At 47.1% G+C, this 16,873-nt stretch carries 16 protein-coding genes, 2 tRNA genes and 1 other RNA gene; 10 read left to right on the top strand and 9 right to left on the bottom strand.

The window, feature by feature from the left end; translation table 11 throughout:
• The first annotated feature begins 66 nt into the window (after window positions 1-66).
• The 4 genes from ffs to recR all read left to right on the top strand — a co-directional run bounded on the left by ffs (window position 67) and on the right by recR (window position 3,202).
• Window positions 67-166, top strand: an RNA gene (gene ffs, locus HOJ95_16210) — signal recognition particle sRNA small type.
• An 83-nt stretch (window positions 167-249) separates the two neighbouring features.
• Window positions 250-1,956, top strand: coding sequence for a DNA polymerase III subunit gamma/tau (gene dnaX / locus HOJ95_16215; GenBank protein ID MBT6396242.1), 1,707 nt, complete (start codon window positions 250-252; stop codon window positions 1,954-1,956).
• Window positions 1,956-2,273: a YbaB/EbfC family nucleoid-associated protein gene (locus HOJ95_16220; protein ID MBT6396243.1), complete on the top strand. Its 318-nt coding sequence runs from the start codon at window positions 1,956-1,958 to the stop codon at window positions 2,271-2,273. The genes dnaX and HOJ95_16220 overlap by 1 nt, the downstream gene beginning before the upstream one ends.
• A gap of 320 nt (window positions 2,274-2,593) precedes the next feature.
• Window positions 2,594-3,202, top strand: coding sequence for a recombination protein RecR (gene recR, locus HOJ95_16225; GenBank protein ID MBT6396244.1), 609 nt, complete (start codon window positions 2,594-2,596; stop codon window positions 3,200-3,202).
• Window positions 3,203-3,212: 10 nt separating this feature from the next.
• Here the strand turns inward: recR and HOJ95_16230 are convergent, their stop codons facing one another.
• From HOJ95_16230 to HOJ95_16240, 3 genes are all read right to left on the bottom strand, one after another.
• The gene (locus tag HOJ95_16230; GenBank protein ID MBT6396245.1) at window positions 3,213-4,034 is read right to left on the bottom strand and encodes a peptidylprolyl isomerase; all 822 of its coding nucleotides are present in this window, start codon (window positions 4,032-4,034) and stop codon (window positions 3,213-3,215) included.
• 262 nt (window positions 4,035-4,296) lie between these two features.
• Window positions 4,297-4,386 (bottom strand) — tRNA-Ser (locus HOJ95_16235).
• 377 nt (window positions 4,387-4,763) lie between these two features.
• Window positions 4,764-5,876, bottom strand: coding sequence for a CapA family protein (locus tag HOJ95_16240; protein ID MBT6396246.1), 1,113 nt, complete (start codon window positions 5,874-5,876; stop codon window positions 4,764-4,766).
• Window positions 5,877-6,264: 388 nt separating this feature from the next.
• Here HOJ95_16240 and HOJ95_16245 point away from each other — a divergent pair, with 388 nt between their 5' ends.
• Entirely contained in the window at window positions 6,265-6,975 is a 711-nt protein-coding gene (locus tag HOJ95_16245; GenBank protein MBT6396247.1) for a maleate cis-trans isomerase, read from the top strand.
• Window positions 6,976-7,074: 99 nt separating this feature from the next.
• Complete coding sequence (locus tag HOJ95_16250) at window positions 7,075-8,049, top strand: D-2-hydroxyacid dehydrogenase family protein (protein ID MBT6396248.1); 975 nt, start codon at window positions 7,075-7,077, stop codon at window positions 8,047-8,049.
• A gap of 75 nt (window positions 8,050-8,124) precedes the next feature.
• Here HOJ95_16250 and HOJ95_16255 read toward each other — a convergent pair whose 3' ends face one another.
• The 5 genes from HOJ95_16255 to serS form a co-directional block, all read right to left on the bottom strand.
• Window positions 8,125-8,919 carry an SDR family oxidoreductase gene (locus tag HOJ95_16255; GenBank protein MBT6396249.1) on the bottom strand — a complete coding sequence of 265 codons (795 nt, stop codon included), beginning with the start codon at window positions 8,917-8,919 and terminating at the stop codon, window positions 8,125-8,127.
• A gap of 282 nt (window positions 8,920-9,201) precedes the next feature.
• The gene (locus tag HOJ95_16260) at window positions 9,202-10,086 is read right to left on the bottom strand and encodes a hypothetical protein (GenBank protein ID MBT6396250.1); all 885 of its coding nucleotides are present in this window, start codon (window positions 10,084-10,086) and stop codon (window positions 9,202-9,204) included.
• Window positions 10,083-11,324, bottom strand: coding sequence for an aminodeoxychorismate synthase component I (gene pabB / locus HOJ95_16265; GenBank protein MBT6396251.1), 1,242 nt, complete (start codon window positions 11,322-11,324; stop codon window positions 10,083-10,085). The genes HOJ95_16260 and pabB overlap by 4 nt, the downstream gene beginning before the upstream one ends.
• A 245-nt stretch (window positions 11,325-11,569) precedes the next feature.
• Window positions 11,570-11,655 (bottom strand) — tRNA-Ser (locus HOJ95_16270).
• A 53-nt stretch (window positions 11,656-11,708) separates the two neighbouring features.
• Complete coding sequence (serS, locus tag HOJ95_16275) at window positions 11,709-12,992, bottom strand: serine--tRNA ligase (GenBank protein MBT6396252.1); 1,284 nt, start codon at window positions 12,990-12,992, stop codon at window positions 11,709-11,711.
• Window positions 12,993-13,145: 153 nt separating this feature from the next.
• Here serS and HOJ95_16280 point away from each other — a divergent pair, with 153 nt between their 5' ends.
• The 4 genes from HOJ95_16280 to HOJ95_16295 all read left to right on the top strand — a co-directional run bounded on the left by HOJ95_16280 (window position 13,146) and on the right by HOJ95_16295 (window position 16,261).
• The gene (locus HOJ95_16280; protein ID MBT6396253.1) at window positions 13,146-13,694 is read left to right on the top strand and encodes a hypothetical protein; all 549 of its coding nucleotides are present in this window, start codon (window positions 13,146-13,148) and stop codon (window positions 13,692-13,694) included.
• A gap of 155 nt (window positions 13,695-13,849) precedes the next feature.
• A complete protein-coding gene (locus HOJ95_16285; protein ID MBT6396254.1) occupies window positions 13,850-15,208 on the top strand; it encodes a tetratricopeptide repeat protein in 1,359 nt (452 codons plus the stop codon).
• 168 nt (window positions 15,209-15,376) lie between these two features.
• On the top strand, window positions 15,377-15,889 hold the full coding sequence (locus HOJ95_16290) for a tetratricopeptide repeat protein (protein ID MBT6396255.1): 513 nt from the start codon (window positions 15,377-15,379) through the stop codon (window positions 15,887-15,889).
• Between the two features lie 24 nt (window positions 15,890-15,913).
• Window positions 15,914-16,261 (top strand): hypothetical protein, encoded by a 348-nt coding sequence (locus tag HOJ95_16295; GenBank protein MBT6396256.1) that lies wholly within the window; start codon window positions 15,914-15,916, stop codon window positions 16,259-16,261.
• Between the two features lie 10 nt (window positions 16,262-16,271).
• Here HOJ95_16295 and HOJ95_16300 read toward each other — a convergent pair whose 3' ends face one another.
• Entirely contained in the window at window positions 16,272-16,724 is a 453-nt protein-coding gene (locus HOJ95_16300; protein ID MBT6396257.1) for a GNAT family N-acetyltransferase, read from the bottom strand.
• Window positions 16,725-16,873 lie beyond the last annotated feature (149 nt).

Genomic DNA, 16,873 nt, shown 5'->3' on the forward strand with positions numbered 1-16,873 from the left:
CAGAGTGCTTGCCGCCAGCGTCAAATTCGATTCCATTCGAGGTATCGCTCCGTCGCGTTGTCGGCGAGTCGGGTCTCGTGCGGCGGGAGCTTGCGAACTCCGTCAGGTCCGGAAGGAAGCAGCGGTATGCGATCACTCCCGGGTGCCACGAGGGTGCCTGGCTCTGTCTTCGCGCGGCGGAGCCTTTGAATGGTTATTCTTTCTGTTTGGATTTCGCTTTCTCTCAGTCAATGGTGAGAGGTCTGTAGTATGAATTTCATCGGCAGTGCACGAAAATGGCGGCCTCAGCGGTTTGAAGATCTTGTTGGTCAGGAACATATTCGCCGTACCTTCTCCAATGCACTGGAAGCTGGTCGTATCGCATCGGCCTATCTTTTTAGTGGAACACGTGGCGTGGGGAAAACAACAACGGCGCGGATACTCGCTAAATCCCTTAATTGTGAGTCCTCAGATAATCCAGTAGCCGAGCCCTGTAATAAATGTTCTTCGTGTGAGGAGATAAGCCAGGGCTCCCATCCTGATGTTCTTGAAATAGACGGAGCCACATACACGGGAGTGGATCACGTACGAGAGCTTCGCGAAGGATTGAGGTACCGGCCTGCTAGAGGACGCTATAAGACACTCATAATCGATGAAGTTCACATGTTATCGAAGGGTGCATTCAATGCACTTCTCAAAACCCTCGAAGAACCACCACCGCATGTTGTTTTCATTTTCGCTACTACAGAGTTGCAGCGAGTGCCGGATACGATTCTGAGTCGTTGTCAGGTTTTTGAATTTCGACGCATCGCTACAAATGTTATAGCCGAGCAGCTTTCACGTATCGTTAAAGAGCAGAACTTGGAAGTTGAAGAAGATGCACTCGTCCTGTTGGCGCGGATGGGCGAGGGAAGCATGCGTGATGCGCAATCCTTGCTGGATCAGGTAATCGCTTTCTCCGGCAATGGTGTTTTGACCGCTAGTGAGGTGGAGGGTGTTCTCGGTGTTCCATCTTCTGAGGTATACCGAAATATTGTTACTGCTATGATTGAGCGCGATGCCCACGCCGCGTTGCTCGAACTGAACAATCTTTTTGATGCGGGTCACGATCTTCGTCTTTTTTGTGGGAATCTCCTTGAATTTCTGCGTGACATAATGGTTTTTCAGTCGGCTGGTGAAGACGATACGCTCTTTAACCTTGGCCCCTCTGAGATAGGGCAGCGCAAGGCTCTTGCTGGTAGACTTTCCTTTCCTGAAGCCCATCAGGCTTATTCCATTTTACAAAGCGGGGAGATCGAACTGCGTGCATCCACGCACCCGCGAATGACGCTAGAACTGGCCCTCCTCCGGATGTGCCGCCTCAGGAATATCGCCGAACTGGGGCCCATGATAGAAAAGCTTGAATCTAAGCAACCAATTACGCCTTCTTTGGGTGTTCCCTCGCGGGCTGGGGCGGCATCGTCTGATTTTCGCTCAACCGCATCCATGAAAGAGGAAAAGGGGGATAAGGATGTTGCCGATAAAGGTGCCTCCCCTCCTGTGGCAAGTGCAGTTCAGGTGTCCTGGGATATAGAAGAGGCGGGCCGGATATGGGCCGAAGCTGTTAGATCCCTTCGTCCGGCTCAGCGTGAGCTTTTGAAAGGGGTTGATGCTGATCTGCGTTCTGGGGGCACTATAAAATTATCTCTCCCGGTTGATAATGGTCATGCTCAAGCATTTGAAATGATCCAGCAGGCGGTTCCTTCTATTGAGGCATTTTTTGGTTCGGAGGCTCCATGGCCCGTACGGGTGATACTTGAGAAACTTTCTGTAAGCGAGCCGTCTCCCCCCGAAGACTCCGTGGATGTTGGGGAGAGGCAGAAAATAAAAGAAACCGAAGAAACTTTTATTCAGGAAGTGATAGATATATTTGACGGTCAAATTTCGAATATCCGGCCTGCCAGGAACAGGGGCGGTAAAACTAATGGAGATAGGTAATGCTTAAAGGTGGTATGGGGAACTTGATGAAGCAGGCCCGCCAGATGCAGGACAAGATTGCGAAAATTCAAGAAGAGATGGCCGCTAAGACAGTTGAAGCTGCTGCAGGTGGTGGAATGGTCAAGGCCGTTGCGAATGGAGCCGGTGATTTACTTTCTGTAAAAATTGAAAAAGATGTTGTTGACCCCGAAGACATCGAAATGCTTGAAGATCTTGTTCGTGCGGCCTGCAGCGAGGCAATAAAAAAAGGACGAGATATGGCGGCTGAAGAAATGAAAAAGCTTACTGGTGGAATGAAAATACCGGGTCTAATGTAGGGTGAGTGCGGGGTGACGCGTACAAATTCGCCATCCAATTCCGGACTGAAATGTGGAAACTGTGGCGCTCGAATTTCTACGAGCGATCCTGTATGCCCTTCGTGTAGTGCGCGCCTAGTCTCCGCTCTTTGTGAAAGATGTGGTTTTAGAGGGCCTCGAGAACAGTTCCTTTTTAGCCGATGTCCCGCATGTGGGCATCGAGCGGATATCGGCTCAAAATTTATCGGCCCGCTCCTATTGGTTGGGCTGCTTACTGTGCTACTAGCTATGTTTTTTTCAATAACAAAATAAATTTTAGATACTTATATGGAGTGTGGCGAATGCCGCTCGACCAATTTCCCGCGATTCAAGAGTGTATCGATGCTTTCCGCCGTCTTCCCGGCATAGGGCCCAAGGGTGCACAGAGAATAGTATTTCATTTGCTTACCCAAGATCCCGAGGCCGCATCGCTAATCGCTGAAAAATGTGAATCTCTTCATGACCGCGTAAATCTGTGTGAGCGGTGTCATATTTTGGTGGAAGGTGAGGCAGGTGGTGAAGATTGTTCTATATGCGGAGGACGTGATCCGTCCGTTATTTGTGTTGTTCAAGAGCCCGCAGATGTTTTTTCGATAGAGAGAGCAAGTGGGTTCCGTGGAAGATTTCATGTTCTGATGGGGGTCATTTCGCCCTTAGACGGCGTGAATCCCGAGGATCTCACTATTGGAGATTTGATAGATTGCATTAAAAAGGATGGAGTGAAAGAGGTTATCTTGGCATTGAATCCGAATATGGCAGGCGAGGGAACTTCTCTTTATCTAGCGACGGTGCTTAAACCATTTGGTGTACGTGTTACGCAATTAGCCCAAGGGCTGCCGATGGGTAGCCATCTTGAATATGCAGACGAACTTACTCTTTCCCGTTCTATCGAGGGAAGAAAAGAACTTTAACAAAAGTGTCTTATTTTTTTAATCTAACTGATATGATCTTAATGTCTTGAACTGGTTTGCTGCCTTGGCCCACCTTAACGTCACCAATTTTTTCGATAATTTCCATGCCTTTGACCACTTTCCCGAATACGGTGTGTTTGCCTGTAAGGTGAGGTGTGTCTACTAGATTGATGAAAAACTGCGAGCCATTCGTGTTGGGCCCCGAGTTCGCCATAGCGATAACGCCCTTCAGGGGGGGGTGAGATTTAAGCTCGCTAGAGAAAATGTACCCTTGATTCTCATATACATTTTTGATGGTCATTTCTTTGAGTTTTTTTTGTATCTCGCTTTTTCGATCGTCGAGTTCTTTTTGGGAGCGAATACCCATCGATCTGAATAGCGGCATTAAGATGAAGCGCTGATAGTCCTGTTGGGTACGAACCGGTAGATAACGATGTATTGCGCCTTTGTCCTGAATGGCTTTCAGTTTTCCAAGACCAAGATCCGAGGCATTGATCTCGTCTTCGAACTGGTATCCGGGGCCCCCGGTGCCGTTTCCCTTAGGATCGCCACCTTGAATCATGAAGCCCTTAATTACGCGATGAAAAACGATGCCGTCATAAAAATTCCCCTTCATTTTTTTTTCGGTTTTAAAATTTCTGTACTCTTTTGTTCCTTCCGCAAGACCGATGAAATTCGCCACTGTTTTGGGTGCAGATTTCTTGAAGAGTTCAAGGTGGATATCACCCTGTGATGTTTTCATGATGGCAACGGGGTTGGATTCTTCAGCTCCAAAGGCAAGAAAAGGTTGGAGGGAAAATAACAGCACCGCAAATGAGAGGAGGAACCTCATGTATGAACTCCTGTTTTTTTTATCGGACCTTTGATAGTTAGTTGCGAACCATAACCAGGTGGTTTGAAATTAGAAATGTGCCCCCAAAAGGGCCCGTTCACGTATCACTAACACTAACGATACAGGGAAATTTCATTGATTTCTAGTGCCGAAATAAAACAGGAAATTTTCGTGGAACTCATTTTGCTGAATGTGAAATTTGAAGTTTAAAAAAATGACAAGAAATAGGATTCTTGGGTGATAGTAAATGTTGACAAAAAAATGGCGGAGAGGGAGGGATTCGAACCCTCGGAACAGTCACCCATTCACACGCTTAGCAGGCGTGCGCCTTCAGCCACTCGGCCACCTCTCCGCGTCAATATTTTCAAATTTTTTGGAGCCGCCCGGCAGGCTGCGGCATCTCTTTCCCGCTAAGATTGGGCTTATCCGGTCGTTCTGTCAACGGGAGAAGGCGTAATCGTTCCTGTTGGTGGTTTTCCTTATCTTACTTCTTGCTCTGCTTTGGTTTACGTATTTCGAGGAAAGATTTAAAGCTTTCTTGGTTATCTTTGCTAGCCAGGTGGTTTTGAATTGTCGCCTCCCCCAATTTTTCATTAATGCCAGATGCCACACCCGAACGGAAAAGTCCATTATCTCCCGAATTGTCAGTGGTAGGGATGAAAAATTTCCGAAGTTTACAGAGCGGGTGAATTATCCATTGTTGATTGTAGTTGAAAAATCTAATCGAATTTATGCGGTGGACACTTCTAGGCCTTTGATAACAGCGACCTCGTTTTCCACGGTAATTTCGGTATTGACCTTGGATGATAGGTTGCAAACGTGATCAACAATTTTGCCCCCCTCGTCTCGATTCGCTTGCAGTAATTCGATGAAATTATCATTGTTACGACGAACGGGTGCAAAAGCTATATCCACAAGGTGGCGATCACGAATCGTGCAATATACGATAAGACCATCTAGGTTCTTGTTTCTCATCCTCTCCCAATCAAAGACAAAATTTCCCATGCTGTAGAAGATAGGACGATCCTGCCATATTTCAATTTCTTGAAGAACGTGCGGGTGATGACCGATCACGATGTCAGCGCCAGCCTCGATTGCCGCATGGCCTATCGCTCGTTGGTAGTCGGCGACTACGCTACTTCCCGAAACGCCCCAATGACAAGAAGCAACGACAATATCTACCTCCTCACGCAATCGCCTGACATCATTTTTCATGGCCTCTAATTCGGTCGGGTCAGGTGTTGTGACAACGAGCGGCGGCACCCCCGGCATTTCGAGTGCTCGTGGACCAGGCTGATAGGCGGTTGTCGCTTTGATGGTGGCCACCCCTGGGGTGTCTGTGCCAGCAGCATGACCAACGGGCCAGAAAACGGAGGTGTAGCTGAGAAAGCCAAACTGTACTCCGCCTCGCTCAACAATAGCCGGGCGTCTTGCTTCCTCTAGGTTGCGACCTGCGCCGCAATGCCCGATTTTTGCAGTGTCGAGCGTAGAGAGTGAATTGAGTATTGTCTGGCTGCCGTAGGTGACGTTGCTTGCGCAACTTACGGCGGCGAATCCAGCGGCCTCAAGCCCCTTCACCATTTCCGGGTGAGAGTGATGCCATAAATATTTGTGTTGAATGTCTGGTTTTTTAGGATCTGTGGAGGGGGGTGAGAGCGGGCTCTCAAGTTGTCCGAAGAGCAGATCGGCAGAGTGTAATGCCGGCATGACATGTTTGAAGGCGTCCGCAGGGTTGGTCCTGTTCTGAATATTAGTGTCTCCGATTAAAATCATTTTTACATGTTCGTCGTCCTTGGTGATTTCCCGTGGCCATTGCGCTATTTTATTGGTTTTTGAAGTCACCGTATTATCTCCCAAATAAGGTCACGAAATTTCTACCTGGTAGGGCAATGTACCGAAAATTCGGCCCGCTCCAGCCGGAAGGTCGTCACCATCTATTAAATTTAGGCCCCAAGTTTACCCTTTGATGGCTGAATAGCTCAACGAGAGTTGTGTCAAAATGGCACGATGGGAGAAAGGGTATAATGCGCCCAGGAAAAAGCCTCGAATTGCACTCAATTAGGAGTATTAGAGATTTCTACTTGTGGGTGTCTGTGATCAAGTATCCGGCATAAGGAAGGGGAGGCATGGTATATTCAGAATGTTTGATGATGGTCTTTTTTATTAAGAATTTAATAAAATGAGCCTTGGTCGATTGGCTAAAAGTTAAAAGATACTAGAAAGGGGAGAAATGATGGATTGGAAAAAGAAGTTGGGTTTTATCGTCCCCTCATGGAATACAGTGATGGAGTACGAATGCCAGCGCATGGCTCCGGAGGGTGTTTCTGTTCATTTCACCCGAGTGGATCATGGTATAGGTGCGGAAAAACAAGTTGAAGAGGTTCCCCAGTTGGCGGAGCTTCTTGGGCATGCCAACCTCGATGCTATTTGCTTTGGCTGCACTGTTGCGAGCTTTGTTCGGCCTGGTATTGATCAAGAAATTTCAGAAATTATAGAACAGAAGACAAATGTTCCGGCAACCACCACTACAACTGCCATAATTCAAGCTTTGCGAGAGATGGATGTTTCTCGTCTTGCTTTGGCTTCCCCTTACCGGCAAGAGCTAAATGATCGTCTCATTCAATTTTTAGATGGTTATGGGTTTGAGGTTACTCGGGAGCGTGGGCTTAATATCAGAGGGGCCTCTTTTTTGCCTCCGGAGGAAGTCGAAGCCCTGGCCAGGGAGGTTGATACGCCTGATGCGGACGCTATTTTAATCAGCTGTACAAATATCCGCTCTCTCGAGGTCATAGATCAGCTTGAAGCTGATCTTGGAAAGCCGGTGCTTACGAGCAATGCGGCGGCTCTTTGGTACACTCTTCGCGTGGCAGGTTTTGAAGAGCCCGCCACTGCGGGGGGCACATTGTTGCGCGACCATCTCTCGACAGTTTCCCACCCTTGAATTTTAGAAGGTTCAATCGATGCGCAATGCTTTTTCTGCGTTATAAAAAAATCTGGGTAGTGTTTGTTTGCGCTAAAAGTTATTTCGGGCGAGCCGCTCATGAAAATTTCTATTTTGGATGATTATTTCGATACGTTACGAGTGCTTGAATGTTTCAAGAAACTGAACGGACACGATGTCACTATTTGGAATGATCATATTCAGGATATGGATGAACTTGCAGGGCGTCTTCAGGATGCCGAGGTGCTGGTACTCATCCGGGAGCGAACGGAAATCCGAGCGCCTTTGCTCGAGAAGCTTCCCAACCTAAAACTCATTAGCCAGCGGAGTATTTATCCCCATATTGATGTGGATGACTGCACGAGCCTGGGAGTGATTTTATCATCCAGCCAACATGTGGGGACGCCTTCTTACGCAACAGCCGAGCTGACTTGGGGTTTGATAATTTCGGCGATGAGACAGATACCTCAGCAGATGTCCTCGCTCAAGGCGGGTGGATGGCAGAGCGGTGTGGGAAACACTTTGCGTGGGCGCACACTCGGAATTTTTGGTTACGGTCGAATTGGAAGTGCGGTAGCCGGATATGGAAAAGCGTTCGGGATGAATATCCTGGTGTGGGCGAGTGAAAAATCTCGCTCTCGTGCGGAAGTTGATGGATATGAAACCGCTGAAAGCAAAGAGGTGTTTTTTGAGCAGTGTGACGTTATCTCTCTGCATTTGCGCTTATATGATTCGACTCGGAGTATCGTTACAGCCACTGATCTTGCCCGTATGAAACTGACCGCTCTGATTGTTAATACAAGTCGTGCCCAACTAATAGAGCAAGATGCTCTTGTTGATGCACTTCGCGGCGGGCGCCCTGGTATGGCCGCTGTCGATGTTTATGAAAATGAGCCTATGATGGAAATAGATCACCCATTATTTCAATTGGAAAATGTCATCTGCACACCGCATATCGGCTACGTATCCCAAGAGGAATATGAGTTGCAGTTCAGCGATATCTTCGATCAGATATTGGCTTATGAAACTGGCTTACCAATCAATGTTATCAATCCGGCCGTGCTGAAAAAGTAAGTTTTTTTTTGGATACATTTTCTCTGATTCTCGTTGTTGATTATAAAAAAAAATTGTCTGTTTTGAGTCGTTGTTTTAGTATCGGATGACATCACAGCGACCGCCGTCAACTCCGATAGATTCTCCAGTTACAAACGAGGAAAGGTCCGAGACAAGAAACAAGACAACTTTCCCGCAATCATCAGGAGTGCCCATGCGGCCCATGGGAACGGCTGCCATTCGGCCCGCCATGACTTCCTCAGTGGTTTTTCCACTTAGCTCGGCGAGACGGCTCGCGCCTTTTTCCATCCGTGGTGTTCTGGTGGACCCCGGTACAATGAGGTTAACCCGAATTCCCTCTGGTGCAAGCGTTTGCGCAAGGTGATGTTTGTATGCGCCCAGACTAGCATTGGGAATACAGCCTGAGCCGTGAAAATCGGTGCTTTGGCGTTGACTAGAGCCCCCGGTAAATACGATGCTGCCTCCTCCGCGAGAACGAATATGTGGGACGGCAGCCCGCGTCAACCGAACGGCCGCTCGCAGTTTTGTATCTATGGCCAAATCGATATCTTCATCGGAAGTCTCTGTGGGATCGGAGCGGCGGCTTGCACCAGCGACATTTACTAGAATGTCGAGTCCTCCAAATCTTTTAATTGTCTCCTTAACAACCCATTCAGTCTTGCCCGATTCCGTTAAATCGGCCACAAATGTTTCAGCTGTCCCACCCTCTGAGCGAATAGCTGAACTCGCTTCGTTTAGCAGTTCAGCGTTTCGCGCAACAAGAGCAACCGCTGCTCCGGCGCGAGCGAGCCATTCTGCGCACCCACGTCCAATTCCCTGGCTTGCGCCTGTAACTATGGCAACTTTTCCATTTAAATCGATAGAGATCATTACGTGGTCCCTCCTCTCCCAGTATGGAATAGAATTTAAAGCCATTAATTTCTTGGATGTTGGGACATTCTAGCTGAAAGCAAGATTCTTCACCTCGGGTTTATGGATTTGGATTACCAATTGACGTAATCATTTCGGATGTGTTGAATCAATACAATTTTATCTGAAGAAACATTGCGATTCTCATTACTAATTATGGAGAAGTTTTTGTCTGGCTCGAATCGAGGCTTACTTTTTCAATGACGGGTGAAAACACAACGGTCGCCAACAACTCTGGTCGATTTACTCATGCTTTTCAGAGCGGATCTCGGAAGCCACCAAGTCTTTGAATTCTCCAAGTAGACGGCTTGTTACTGGTCCCGGAACGAAAAATCTATTTTCCCCCAAGCTGGCAACGGGAACAATTTCCATTAGTGAGTTGGTGATCAGCCATTCTTTAGCATTTTTCTGTATATCGGATGTCAGTGTCTCGAGTGATGTTTTCAATCCGATGGCTGCAGCACATTCCAGTACTCCTTCGCGAGCAATGCCAGGTAAAATATTCTCTGTTGTATCTGGTGTTACAAGAGTTCCATCAAGCACAGCAAATAAATTCGAGCAGGCACACTCGAGGAAGTTGCCATCTGTGTCGCAAATCACCGATTCGTCATGCCCTTTATTGAATGCTTGCCGTCTGGCAAGGAGTGAGGGGAAGTAGCTGCCTAATTTATGTTTTCCAATATCCCCTGCAGGATCTCGTCGAATATTTGAGATGCATAAAGAAGCTCCGCGACTCAGAAGGGATGTGTCAGGAGCAAAGGGGTGGAGACTCAGAAGTGTCGTGGGGGTAAGTCTCTGGGGTGGAAGTGGTCCAGTGGCACAACCTCGAGTAATGGTAAAGCGTACCGCAGCATCAGGGCACTTATTCAATTTGAGGAGTTGTTGAATGTCAGTTTCGAGTTTTGCAAAGTCAACGTGATAGTCTATATCCACCACGGGGGACGACAGTGAGTTGTTCAGGCGGTCGCAATGACGAATTACTCGAAAAGGAACGCCACCGTAACATCGAATTGTTGTAAATATTGATTCGCCGTAAAGAAATCCTCTATCATCAACGTGAATTGACGCCTCCTTTGTAGAGATGACCTCTCCATTAAGAATCACAAATGAAGGGCTCGATTTGTTCATTTGAAAAAGTTATCCAAATTTATACCGAAGGCTTTCAAGATGCCCTTTGCCTTTTGGTGCGTTTCTTCAAATTCATCGGACGGGCGGCTTTCGGCTACAATGCCTCCGCCAACTTGGAACGTTACGCGTCTGCCCTCGCATAGAACCGTCCGGATGGCGATATTCAAATCCATTGTGCCGTCCACGCCGATATAGCCTATCGCTCCACAGTACGGACCCCTGGTTGTGGGCTCAAGTGCTTCGATGATTTCCATGGCTTTTATCTTAGGGGCTCCGGTAACGCTCCCGCCTGGAAATGTGGCTTGGAGTAAATCAATTAAGTCTGTTTCGGGATTAAGTCTTCCCGTCACCCGGCTATATGTATGGTGGACGTTATTGTGAGAAACAGCCTTTCGTAGCTCGGGAACTTTCACCGAACCAGCAATGCAGACGCGTCCAAGATCATTGCGGAGCAAATCAGTAATCATAATAAGTTCTGCGCGATCTTTTTCCGAGGCGAGCAATTCTTCGAGAAAACGTTCGTCTTCCTCCGGGGCCACTCCCCTGGGGCATGTACCTTTTATGGGCCATGCCTCCACCGAACGATCATGCACACGAAGAAACCTCTCCGGGCTGGAGGAGACGATTGCCCGATTGCTGAAAGATAGAAAAGCGCTAAAAGGTTCGGGATTAATTTCCAATAATCTAAGAGCCATCTCTTCGGGGGAAATTTGAAGAAATCCCTCGAATCGTTGCGAAAAATTTACTTGATATACATCGCCATTCGCGATGTGCTCTAAAATTATTTGAACATTTCTCTCGTAACTTTTGCGGGAGAAATTACTTTGAAGATCTTTTGATAAGGCAGGCCGGTGGTCGCGCTTCGGATTCGGAGCCCCGGCGATTAAGTTTAATAGGTTTTCTAATTTTTTGGTTGTTTCTTCTGGTGGCGTATCTTCATTTAAAAGCTCGATAGCGGTCCACGTGTTATGGGTATGATCGTAGGCAAGGATGCGGCGGCAAAACGCGAATTCCATAAGCGGGAAGCTATGATCAACACGGGCGGAGGTGTCCAGTCGCTCTATCCAGTGGGCCAAGTCGTATGTTAGATATCCAACCCATCCACCGATAAAGGGAACTGGCGGTCTGTCTGACCCGCCCCAACTCTGGCAATTGAGAACATTTCGCAGCATTGTGAATGGATTTTCAAGAGTATCAGGATGAACGTGAAGGGATGGCTCCGGAGAGAGAGCGATCAAGCTGTAGTGTTCCTCGCAAACACTTTCACCTCCAGTATAAAAAAATGCCGGATGTTCTCCAAGATATGAAAAAATATGAAAAACTTCTACAGGTGAACGCTGGCACTGCCGAGTTAACCAGACGGCTTTGTAAACGTTTTGATTCTTCAGGTTGGTCGTTTCACGGGAAAAAGAAATGGTCTTGTTTCTCCATATGCTGGGAGTGTTTTAATCGCTGCCTTGCGCGTTGGAAAACAATGACTATTTGGCGGAGGGGGAGGGATTCGAACCCCCGGAGCTTTCACTCAGCGGTTTTCAAGACCGCCGCCTTAAGCCGCTCGGCCACCCCTCCGCATATAAAGTCATTCATCGAAACGATTATAAAGGAATTTGCGAATTTGAATATTACCCGGGCTCGATGGCTTCGACCCCACCCATATAACCACGCAAGACTTCTGGGATTGTGACGGAACCGTCTTTGTTTTGGTAATTTTCGAGAATCGCGACGACGGTTCGGCCTACGGCTAATCCTGAGCCGTTGAGCGTGTGGACGAACTCGGGTTTGTCCTTGGGCTCGGGGCGGTATCGGATTTGCGCTCGTCGCGCTTGAAAATCCTCAAAATTGCTACAAGAGGAAATTTCCCGAAAAGTGTTCTGTGAAGGCACCCAGACTTCGATGTCGTAGGTTTTGGCAGCGGAAAAACCGAGATCGCCAGCGCACAGGGTAACTACTCGGTAATGCAGGCCGAGTCGCTGCAGTATTGTTTCGGCGTTCGCAGTGAGCGATTCGAGCTCATCGTAGCTGTTTTCTGGCACGGTAAATTTCACGAGCTCCACTTTATTGAATTGGTGTTGGCGTATTAAGCCGCGTGTATCTTTTCCGTAAGATCCAGCCTCGCTCCTGAAGCAAGGAGTGTAGGCGACATATTTAAGGGGAAATTCTCTGCCGTCCAGGATATCCTCTCGGTGAATATTGGTAATAGGGACCTCCGCAGTTGGGATTAGATAAAATTGGCCGTCTCCAACTTTAAAAAGGTCCTCTTCGAATTTAGGAAGCTGTCCTGTGCCGGTCATGGATTGCCGATTTACCATGAATGGCGGAAGCCACTCGGTATACCCATGCTCGCTGGTGTGAGTGTCGAGCATGAAGTTAATTAAGGCGCGCTCCAAACGGGCACCCAGCCCTTTGTAGAGAGCGAATCTCGCACCAGCAATTTTTGCCGCCCTTTTCATATCTAAAATATCGAGTTCCTCACCGATATCGTCATGGGCTTTGGGCTCGAAATTAAATTCAGGTTTTTCTCCCCACGTTCGCTCCAGGTGGTTGTCTGCGTCGGTGAATCCCTCAGGCGTTGTTTCGTGAGGAGAGTTGGGAAACAGAAGCATTTGACCTTGGAACTCGATTTCCGTTACCTCAAGATCCGTTTCAAATTTTTTAATTTCTTCTTTGAGGTGCTCATTCTTATCGAGAATAGCCTGGACATCGTCATCTTTGCCCTCTTTTTTGAGCGCGCCAATTTGCTTGCTGCCGCGGCGCATTTCGGCCACACGGCTTTCGACCTCACCTGTCAGCTCTCGTCGGCGGGCATCAATAGCAAGGATTCCGCTTAAATCGGGGGATTCTCCTCTACGGCCCAGAGCCTCGGCTACCACATCAGGATTATTTCGAATCAGGCGAATATCCAGCAATTCCGTTCTCTCCCTGACATCTAGTCAACGTTTGGATGTTCCACATATCACGGGTTGAGACATTAAAGCGCTCACTACGGGACGTCAATGAGCGAATATAGTTACTAGTTGTACCCCTTCTTTGACAACTCGAAGAATTGGGATATCGTTTATTTGTACATAATTTATCGCACATTTTTTTATAAAGAGGTATTTCTCTTGCTTACCCTCTTTCGAATACTACATCGCTCCGGTGGGATTGTTGCTGCATTGATTGCTCTTGTCTGTTTTGTTTTCTACGGAATAGCCGTTATGAGCGTCGCTCTAGTGGAAAACCCATCCAAAGCGATTCAAGTTTTAGCTGTTTTCCTTGTCCTGTCCGTTATTTTTTGTGTAATTGCCTCATGGGTGTTCCGCCGTCTAACAGCGCAGTTGAGACGGCCCATTAATTCGGCGGTCGATGCCACCTCTCGGATTGCTTTAATAGGGGGCAGGGGTGGGAGAAAAGCTATTTCTTATCTCGGCGGGAAGTCAGCTGTTGTGGGTGTAATAGTCGTATCCTCGGTGAGGTTGGCAGCTAGAACGATTGTGGGTGTAAGATGTACCTTTCACAAGAAAAATAAACCTAAAATTGAAAATATAACAGTAGATTCAATTCAAACTCAGGATGTCACCACGATACGTAAGTATGGCGACTCCCGTGGTGATGGTATGGGGCAATAGCTTTCAAGAGTCTGCCCTTTTTTTATGTTAAGTCCTGCCCGGTTTCATTTCTTTTATTTAGATATGAACTGAATATCCTTGACTCCAAGTATCCCAACTTGATTCAATAGTATTGATTTTTGATTATGCTGATGTGAGATGGGAGAACCAGAATTATGACTGAAGAAAAACTTGATCCAGGCACTACGCTATTGGCTGCTGAAAGCGCCCCATGGGCAATTGCCTCCCTAAAACGACTTTTCAAAGAATATCAGTTGACGAATGTTACCTTTGTGGATGATGCATACAAGACCCTCCACATGGGTCGGTTTGAAATTTTTTCAATCATTCTAATTGGAGATAATCTAGAGAAGGGAGATAGCGTCAATGTAATTTCTCAAATTCGAGCTGATGGGAAGAATAAAAAGGCGCCGATTATTTACATTTCTCAAATCGATGATGAGGAGACATCAAAGGTTGCCATAGACGCTGGTGTGACCAAGATAATCAAAAGGCCAGTGGAGGAAAGGTCACTTCGCGAGGCAATTGAAAATGTCGTCGGGAAATATATTCTCACAGCGACGATGGCGGAGGAGCAGAACGAGGAAAATGAGTCGGCGACCACGTCGGTTGTTGAGCGGGGGCAAAAGCTTTTGGCCCTTGGAGACTTGGAGGGTGCAGAGGAAGCCTTCGAGGAAGCGATGATGACTGGTGGCGGCTCCGAGGAAGTCTTTTGCGGCCTCGCCGAGGTTTATTTGGCGCGAGGTGATAAAGAGGCGGCCGAGCAGGTCCTTGCCGAGGCCGTCAGGATTGATCCGATGGCCCGGGAGAAATTCGATGCTCGAAACTTGGGTTTGATTCGACGTGGCCAAGAATATATGCAGAAAGGAAAACTCGACGAGGCGCAGGATGCTTTTGAGGATGCTTTGCTCAAAGGGGGGGAGCTGCTTGAGGTATATGCCAGTCTGGCTGAAGTGCACCTTAAGAAAAACGACAAAGAATCGGCCGAGCGGGCGATAGCCGAAGCTGAAAAAATAGATCCCGAAGTCCGCGAAAGATTTAAAAAAATTGAAGCGGAATTAGTTTCTCAGGGAGATAAAAATCTGGATGGTGGAAAAATCCCGGAGGCAAAAAGTGCATTCGAATGCGCTGTTTGTGTGAACGAGAACAGTGTGGCAGCCAACGTTGGGCTCGGGCAATCCCATCAGGCGTTGGGAGAAAAAGAGGCCGCCGACAAGGCTTTTCAAAAGGCACTGGAAAGCGATGAACGCCCCCAGGATTTGCATGTGTATAACAAAATGGGAATATCTGCTCGAAAGGCAAAGGATTTTAAGACAGCTCTTGAATCTTATGATCGGGCCATTTCATATGACCCGGAAGATGAAATTCTCTACTATAACAAGGCAATGGTATATGTTGCGCAAACACAGTTTGAGGAGTGTCTTGAATTGTTGGAAACGGCGCTCCAGTATAACCCCGAGTTTGTTGAGGCCAAGGGGGCTAGGGATAAAATTCAACAGATGTTGAAAAAATAATTTGTCGATTTTTCGATATTTGGAATTTTTTTGATTGATTTTAACGCATTTATAATCAGAACGTTGTATAATTTTATGGTTGACAGGAGAGGTCTTTGCGTAGAATGGAAGTTTGGTTATTAAGCGTCATTGCAAACGTATCTTGACTAGAAGGTAAGGGAGAAGATTTTGAGCGCGGATGCCGTGGCGCCTGGAGGCGATGATGATCGAGTCGTACGCGGGCATGAGGCTCTAGAAGATAAAGATTTTAAAACTGCAAAAACGCAGTTTGACGAAGCCTTGACAAGTGATTTCAGTAATATTCACGCTCGTCTTGGATTGTGTCAGGCACTTGTAGGGCTCGATGAACTCAAGGATGCTGAAAAAACTTTTGAGGCTGCGGCGAGTCTTGAGCCAGGGCCGGGTTTTGCAAAGGCATTTAATCGATTAGGAATTAGCCTTAGGCAAATGAAGACATTTGCTCTTTCTCTGCAGGCGTTCTCGCGGGCCAGTGACATCAATTCGGGCGACCATGTTATTTACTACAACATGTCACTAGTTCACATAGTTCAGTTTCAACTAGATGAAGCCGCCGGTTTATTTGAAAAAGCCTTGGAAATCAAACCTGATTTTATCGAGGCAAAAAATGCACTTGAAAAGCTCCCTATTTGGAAAAATGTTTTGAGCGAAAACGAAAAATAATGATTGTCCTGTGAAGGAAATGTAATGGTATCCCCGGATGAACGGCGTCAACAATCAAGGTTTACTCTCCCGGTTGTGATCGATGCGCCAGCGCTGTCAGAAATATCTATTGTCCCCGAAGATGTTAGCACTGGCGGGTTTCGGGTGATTGTTACCAAGGAACCGACGATCGGTGATTCGATTCAATGTGCTATTCAGATTATGGATGAGGTCTTTCTTAATTGTCAGGGCCGGATTGTCTGGAAAAGTGGAAAATTGGATTCAACGGATAGTTGGGCCATCGGTTTTAGAGTGGATTCGGTTGGCAAGGAAAAGAATTTGCTAGAGTTGAAGCTTCAGGAGTTGATCTCCCTCATGAAAAAAAATGTCTGATAGTTCCGAATTAATTTTTTTCCTGCTCGTAGATCAGATAGTGGCTATTATTCATTCCTAAGTGTTGGTAAACTTCTCTGGCGGATGTGTTTTCATGGTCGACGTATAACAAAAGACCACACGCATAGGCTTCCCGTGCCAACTTTCGTACATGCTCGTGTAGGGCGGTGTAAATCCCTTGTTTTCGTGATGAGGGGGAAACATAAACGTTCTGTATCCACCAGTAATATCCGTTGTTCCAATCACTCCATTCGAGAGTAACGCGTATCTGGCCTACCGAATCACCGGAGCTTTTTTCTTCAGCTAGAAAATATTTCCCTTTTTCTGGGTTGCCAAGAGACATTTCAACGCCTTGGCGGACGACCTCTGGTGGGAGTTTCAGACTTTCGCTCTCAAGTGCCATCTCGATATTGAAGCGAACGATGATGTTTATGTCGTCTGCGAGCGCGGGCCGAATATTAATGCTGTCCAAAATATACTCCTGTAGGTGTTGGTGCTGGCTTGTATTAGAGAGTTTCAGATTGTATCTCACTGAAAGATAAAACCATTTTCGGATAATAATTTCCACCGTAGGTCAATTTTTTCCTTATTAACATTCGTTAATAGGCAATA

The organism is Nitrospinaceae bacterium, from assembly GCA_018669005.1.
Lineage (GTDB): Bacteria > UBA8248 > UBA8248 > UBA8248 > UBA8248 > UBA8248.

Coding starts and splice junctions, on each gene's coding strand:
- dnaX (MBT6396242.1), top strand. CDS start 250: ATGAATTTCATCGGCAGTGCACGAAAATGGCGGCCTCAGCGGTTTGAA.
- HOJ95_16220 (MBT6396243.1), top strand. CDS start 1,956: ATGCTTAAAGGTGGTATGGGGAACTTGATGAAGCAGGCCCGCCAGATG.
- recR (MBT6396244.1), top strand. CDS start 2,594: ATGCCGCTCGACCAATTTCCCGCGATTCAAGAGTGTATCGATGCTTTC.
- HOJ95_16230 (MBT6396245.1), bottom strand. CDS start 4,034: ATGAGGTTCCTCCTCTCATTTGCGGTGCTGTTATTTTCCCTCCAACCT.
- HOJ95_16245 (MBT6396247.1), top strand. CDS start 6,265: ATGATGGATTGGAAAAAGAAGTTGGGTTTTATCGTCCCCTCATGGAAT.
- HOJ95_16250 (MBT6396248.1), top strand. CDS start 7,075: ATGAAAATTTCTATTTTGGATGATTATTTCGATACGTTACGAGTGCTT.
- HOJ95_16255 (MBT6396249.1), bottom strand. CDS start 8,919: ATGATCTCTATCGATTTAAATGGAAAAGTTGCCATAGTTACAGGCGCA.
- HOJ95_16260 (MBT6396250.1), bottom strand. CDS start 10,086: ATGAACAAATCGAGCCCTTCATTTGTGATTCTTAATGGAGAGGTCATC.
- HOJ95_16285 (MBT6396254.1), top strand. CDS start 13,850: ATGACTGAAGAAAAACTTGATCCAGGCACTACGCTATTGGCTGCTGAA.
- HOJ95_16295 (MBT6396256.1), top strand. CDS start 15,914: ATGGTATCCCCGGATGAACGGCGTCAACAATCAAGGTTTACTCTCCCG.